Raw genomic sequence first — 6,000 nt, forward strand, 5'->3', positions numbered from 1 at the left:
CTATTTTGTACCTTAGTTACTTGCAAACTGCTGTAATGATTCTGACAGTAGCACATCCTTTTCGTTATTTCCTACACCTTTATCCCTTAATCTTATCCAAAGCTAAATTCAGCTTCAACACATTAACTCCAGGTTCGCCAAAGATGCCGAGAAAGCGACCATCGGTGTTTTGAGCAATCAAAGTTTCCAATTGGGTAGGCTGAACTCCTCGCGCTTTGGCTACTCGTGCAATTTGTGCGATCGCAGCTTCGGGCGTAATATGGGGGTCAAGGCTAGAACCAGAGGTGTAGACTAAATCGCCAGTCGGCTGTACACCTGCTGTTTTCAGACGATTGAAGTCGCCTTCAACTTTTTTACTGGGGTCGGGGTCATCTTTACCTTTGATGCGTTCCATTAATGCGGGATTACTGGGAGCCAAGTTACTAGCGCCAGAAACTCCGGTTCTTAAAACTCCCGCGTCGTCCTTTTTGGGATCGGCTGTGCTGTAACTTGTGGTACTGGGACGGCTGTTAAAATAGCGATCGCTACTAAAAGGTTGACCAATCAAAGCAGAACCTACAACTTGACCTGTGCTATTTTGCAGTAGACTACCGTTTGCTTGAAAGGGAAACACAATTTGCCCAATGGCAATCATCGCCAAAGGATAAATAATTGCGACTATTACCCAGAGTACCAAGGTAGACCGAATAGCTCTGCTAGCTTCACGTGCAAAACTCATTTAGAATTTCTCCGGTACAAACATTACAAAAAATAAATAGATGGAAAGCCCTAGTGTCACCAGCCCTAACAGCCCCAATCCCCAAGATTGACTGCGGGAAAGTTGTTCACCAGTAGCGCCATAGACTAGAGGTGCAACCACGAGGTTGAAACACATCGCCAAGAACAAATACAGTGGTAGCTTTTGTCTACGCCACTGACACCAGATTTCAGTTATTTCTTCTAATACTTGGGATGCTGCGATCGCGCGGCGGATATGAACGGGTTTCATAGTAAATTAAGACAAAGGTAGGATAATATCTATCAGTTTGATGGCAATGAAGGGAGCAACGATGCCGCCAAGACCAAAGATGAAGATGTTGCGACGTAGCAGTTGATCTGCTGTTAAAGGTAAAAACTTCACCCCTTTGAGTGCTAGCGGAATTAATGCTGGAATAATCAAGGCGTTGTAAATCAGCGCTGAGACGATCGCAGATTGGGCACTCTTTAATCCCATAATATTAAGTGCGCCGATTCCAGCAGCGGCAAATATCGTGGGAATGATGGCAAAATACTTGGCAATATCATTGGCGATGGAGAATGTTGTCAATGCACCACGGGTAATGAGCAGCTGTTTACCAATAGTTACTAGGTCAATCAACTTGGTGGGATCAGAATCTAAGTCCACCATATTAGCAGCTTCTTTAGCAGCTTGCGTCCCAGAGTTCATCGCCACACCCACATTTGCTTGAGCCAAAGCAGGGGCATCGTTCGTACCATCCCCGGTCATTGCCACCAGTTTACCCTGAGATTGTTCCGAGCGAATCACCTCAATTTTGTCTTCTGGAGTCGCTTCGGCAATGAAATCATCCACCCCGGCTTCTTGGGCAATCACTGAAGCTGTAATCCGATTATCACCTGTGAGCATGATTGTCTTAACACCCATGCGGCGGAGTTGGTCAAATCGTTCCCGCAGTCCAGGTTTGACTATATCTTTGAGGTAAATGACACCATAAATTTTGTCATCTTGGCAAACAGCTAAGGGTGTACCGCCTAACCGGGAAACTCGCTCATAAGCTGCATCTATATCATCAGGAACATCGCCACCACGGGAACGGACAAATCCCTTAATGGCATCTACCGCCCCTTTGCGAATTTGTTTGCCATCGGGTAGATTCGTGCCACTCATTCGGGTTTTAGCGGAAAATTCCACACCTTCGGCTTTGTCAATGTTAAAGTCTACCGCCGCCTGGGACTTTTCTGCTAAAAGTACAATTGACTTGCCTTCTGGTGTTTCGTCAAACAAGCTAGCAGCCAGGGAGACTTGCGCCACATCTTTGATTGAGTGATTATTTAGCGGAATAAACTCGTCAGCCATCCGGTTTCCCAAGGTGATTGTGCCTGTCTTATCTAGCACCAAAGTATTGATGTCACCACAAGCTTCTACTGCTCGACCAGAGGTCGCAATCACGTTAAACTGGGCAACTCTATCCATACCAGCGATGCCGATCGCACTGAGTAAACCACCGATAGTTGTGGGAATCAAAGCTACCAGTAGGGAAATTAAGATAGCAACGCTAGCACCCGCCCGCAAACTGTTTCCCGCCTCAACGCCAAAGGCAACGCTGATAAAGCTGGCGATGTAGTCCACGAAGGGAGGCATAGTTGCCACCACAATTAGGAATACCTGTGTTAATACTGCCAACAATACCGTCAAAGCAATCTCGTTGGGAGTCTTGCTGCGTTCTGCCCCTTCTACCAGGGAAATCATGCGATCGATAAAGCCTTGACCAGGATCAGCACTGATACGAATTGTCAACTCATCGGAGAGTAAACGTGTACCTCCTGTCACCGAACTAGCAATATCTGTACCTGGTTGCTTCAATACAGGGGCAGATTCCCCAGTAATCGCCGACTCATCCACTGAGCCAATGCCTTTAATTACATCCCCATCGGCGGGAATCATATTATTTGCAACCACTTTTACCAAATCGCCCCGTCGCAGTTCCGTAGAATTGACTTTTACTATGGAACCATCGGGGAGGATTTTATTAGCGATCGTATCCGATCGCGTTGATCGCAGTGAATCAGCCTGTGCTTTACCGCGTCCTTCAGCCACAGCTTCGGCAAAGTTGGCAAAAATGAGGGTGAAAAAGAGAATGAAGGTAATCAACCCGTTTAACAGCCGTTGTTGGTTGATATCTGCCTGGATTGTGCCAAACAGATTTGGGTTGAGGGTAACAAGAAAGGTGACAATTGTCCCCACCCAAACAACAAACATCACTGGGTTTCTGACAGTAATTCGCGGATCTAGCTTGACAAATGACTCACGAATTGCTCTTTGGTAAAGTCCCCGCATATCTGTTTTGGGGGTATGCTTACGCGAGTCACGAGTTCCAGATGGAATACGGGGTGAAGGAGAATCAGTAGTAATTGGCATATATTAGATTTTGGGAATGGGGCATTGGGCATTGGGCATGGGAAGATGAGGTGGATGAATCCAGTTCTGAGATGGATGAATCCAGTTCTGAGATGGATGAATCCAGTTCCGAGGTGGATGAATCCATTTCCGAGGTGGATGAACGGAGTTCTGAGATGGATGAATCCAGTTCCGAGGTGGATGAATCCAGTTCCGAGGTGGATGAATCCATTTCCGAGGTGGATGAACGGAGTTCTGAGATGGATGAATCCAGTTCCGAGGTGGATGAATCCAGTTCCGAGGTGGATGAATCCAGTTCCGAAGTGGATGAATCAGTTTCTAATTCTCCTTGTCCCCTACTCCCCTCATCCCCAATTCCTAGCCAATGCCTTTGGCGATAAAAAATGCTTCACCAATGGGGCCTAATGCTAATACTGGGAAGAATGTCAGTGCGCCCAAGATTAAAATTACGCCTGCGGTAACGCCTATAAATAGTCCGGTATCAGTTCGCAATGTACCAGTCGTATAAGGAACAGCTTGCTTACGAGACATACTATCTGCTAAAAACAGCAAACCGATGATTGGCACATAACGTCCAGCTAGTAAACTGAAGCAGGTACTCAAGTTCCACCACAAAGCAGTTAAAGTTGGTGCTGTACCTGTAGCGATCGCAAAAGGTGAAGGTTGGGAATCGCCTAAACCTTCAAAGCCAGAACCGTTGTTAGCAGCAGCGGAGGCATATTCATAGATAACTTGAGCAAAGCCGTGGAAACCTGGATTACTAATTCCTGATAGTTGATCGGGAAATGCTAGGGCGATACCTGCGGGAATCATAATTGCGATCGGGTGAACTAGCAGAAGCAAAAAACTAGCAAGTACAACTTCGCGCTTCTCAATCTTGCGTCCGAGAAATTCTGGTGTGCGTCCCACCATCAACCCTGTGGCGAACACAGCTAGAATCAGATAGGCGAACAAGTAAGCGGTTCCCGTACCCTGTCCACCCCAGATAATTTGCAGGAACATATTAGAAAGGGTAATAAAACCACCGTTGGGCATAAATGAGTCGTGTAAACTGTTGACTGCACCGCACATAGTACCAGTTGTACTCGTTGCAAATAATGCAGATTGTGCCCAACCAAACCGGACTTCTTTACCTTCTAAATTCGGTTGCTGACTACCCAGCAGTGCATTCACAGCCGGATTGCCGTTGTATTCACCAATGGCTGTGACAATGATAAATATTACATAGAGAACGCCCACCATACCGTAGACTAACCAAGCTTGCTTAGTGTTGTTTGCAAACAACCCATAAGTATAAATTAGGGAAGTGGGAATCGAAAGCATTGCCACAATTTGAATCAAATTAGAAAATCCATTGGGATTTTCAAAGGGGTGTGCCGAGTTGATGGCGAAAAAGCCGCCGCCATTTTCCCCTAATTCCTTGATAATTTCAAAATGGGCAAGAGGGCCACGAGCGATCGCTTGACTGATATTCGGATCTTCCAAGGTGGGGAATACAGCTACACCCGCAAGTGTTTCGGGAACGCCAGCAGCCATGAGAGCGATCGCGCCGACAATACAAATAGGCAGCAAAATTCGGGTAATGGAGCGAATCAAGTCTACATAAAAGTTGCCCAACGATCTACCAGTCAATCCCCGAATAAAGGCAATCCCCACGGCTAACCCAGTCGCAGCAGAGGTAAACATGTGATAACCAAGTCCCCACATTTGACTGCCATAGCTCATGTAAGTTTCACCAGAATAATGCTGCTGGTTGGTGTTAGTAATAAAAGAAATAGTTGTATGCAGCACTGTATCCCAGGTTGGCGCATCTATCTTGGTTGGGTTTAATGGCAGCCATCCTTGATTCATGATGATCAAGAAAATCAGTAACCCCATTGCTAGGTTGCTGTATAGAATTGCCCGCCCATACTGCCAGCCAGTCATATTTTCTTTAGTTTTAACCCCAACCAAAGAATAAAGTACTCGCTCAACCGGATTCAAAATCGGGTCGAGAAAAGTACTTTGTTCTAGGTATACACGCGCCATATAGCGCCCAAAAACTGGAGTAATTGCTACTACAATCAGTAGCGTTAATACAATTTGAATCCATCCTTCTAGCATCAGTTAATCTAACTCCAACATGACTAAAATTGAGACATTATTTTTCTACAAATTGGAAGTTTTTATGAAGTATATCGGCATAATTTTTAACCAAGCTATAATTATGGGCTTTATTCGTCAATCATGAAGCTTTTTATTAAAAAACACAAGGTATAAATTGATATTTAAACTAGACTATAGAAGAAATATAATTATATATATATACAAGTCTTTATAGCGTTTATCTCGATCTATATCTGCAAATATAGAAAAACAGCTAAATCCTAAACCTAGGCATAGTAAAATAAAACTAAAAGACTGAATTTTCCTGATATGAAAGTCTTGGATTTTGTTCTCCTAGCGTCTCGCAGAGAAGAGAATAAACAAGTAACTGCTCTAAGAGGATGTTTGAAAAGTCCTCTTGTCGGTATCAAAAGTTTTAGATCCCCCTAAATCCACGCCACTTGCTCATGGGGGAAACCCCCAAGACCGCAGTGGCTCCCCTTAATAAGGGGGACTTTGACTCTGGTTCCCCCCTTTTTTAAGGCTACGGTGTACACACAAGTCCTAAAAACCTAGCTTGATAAGCATTTCCTCGTTCCCAGGCGGAGCCTGGGAATGCATTCATCGAGTCTCTGACTCAATATCTGACTAGAGGCAGAGCCTAGGCTGTTGACTCTGTACCCTTTAGCCCGTAAGACTTCATGCAAAAAATGTGTCGCCTGTTTTTGACCTAAACTGCCTGTTTCAGGCAGTTTAGGTCAAACAAAAAATAACACGAA

The 6,000-nt window shown here is 45.0% G+C and carries 5 protein-coding genes; 1 reads left to right on the forward strand and 4 read right to left on the reverse strand.

Annotation, left to right across the window (positions count from 1 at the left end; all coding sequences use genetic code 11):
• Nucleotides 1–79 precede the first annotated feature (79 nt).
• Genes kdpC through kdpB form a run of 3 tightly spaced genes read right to left on the reverse strand, consistent with a single transcriptional unit; the run spans nucleotide 80 to nucleotide 3,136 of the window.
• Nucleotides 80–718, reverse strand: coding sequence for a K(+)-transporting ATPase subunit C (kdpC, locus tag RRG12_RS12025; RefSeq protein ID WP_069068795.1), 639 nt, complete (start codon nucleotides 716–718; stop codon nucleotides 80–82).
• Nucleotides 719–988, reverse strand: a complete 270-nt coding sequence (locus tag RRG12_RS12030) for a potassium-transporting ATPase subunit F (RefSeq protein WP_420759429.1) — start codon at nucleotides 986–988, stop codon at nucleotides 719–721.
• A 6-nt stretch (nucleotides 989–994) separates the two neighbouring features.
• Nucleotides 995–3,136 carry a potassium-transporting ATPase subunit KdpB gene (kdpB, locus tag RRG12_RS12035; RefSeq protein ID WP_420759430.1) on the reverse strand — a complete coding sequence of 714 codons (2,142 nt, stop codon included), beginning with the start codon at nucleotides 3,134–3,136 and terminating at the stop codon, nucleotides 995–997.
• Here kdpB and RRG12_RS12040 point away from each other — a divergent pair.
• Entirely contained in the window at nucleotides 3,130–3,516 is a 387-nt protein-coding gene (locus RRG12_RS12040) for a hypothetical protein (protein WP_420759431.1), read from the forward strand. The two genes, kdpB and RRG12_RS12040, sit on opposite strands and share 7 nt — an antisense overlap.
• Here RRG12_RS12040 and kdpA read toward each other — a convergent pair.
• Nucleotides 3,494–5,239 carry a potassium-transporting ATPase subunit KdpA gene (gene kdpA, locus RRG12_RS12045; RefSeq protein ID WP_420759432.1) on the reverse strand — a complete coding sequence of 582 codons (1,746 nt, stop codon included), beginning with the start codon at nucleotides 5,237–5,239 and terminating at the stop codon, nucleotides 3,494–3,496. The genes RRG12_RS12040 and kdpA overlap by 23 nt on opposite strands.
• Between the last annotated feature and the right edge of the window lie 761 nt (nucleotides 5,240–6,000).

This window comes from Nostoc sp. CALU 546 (genome assembly GCF_048836525.1).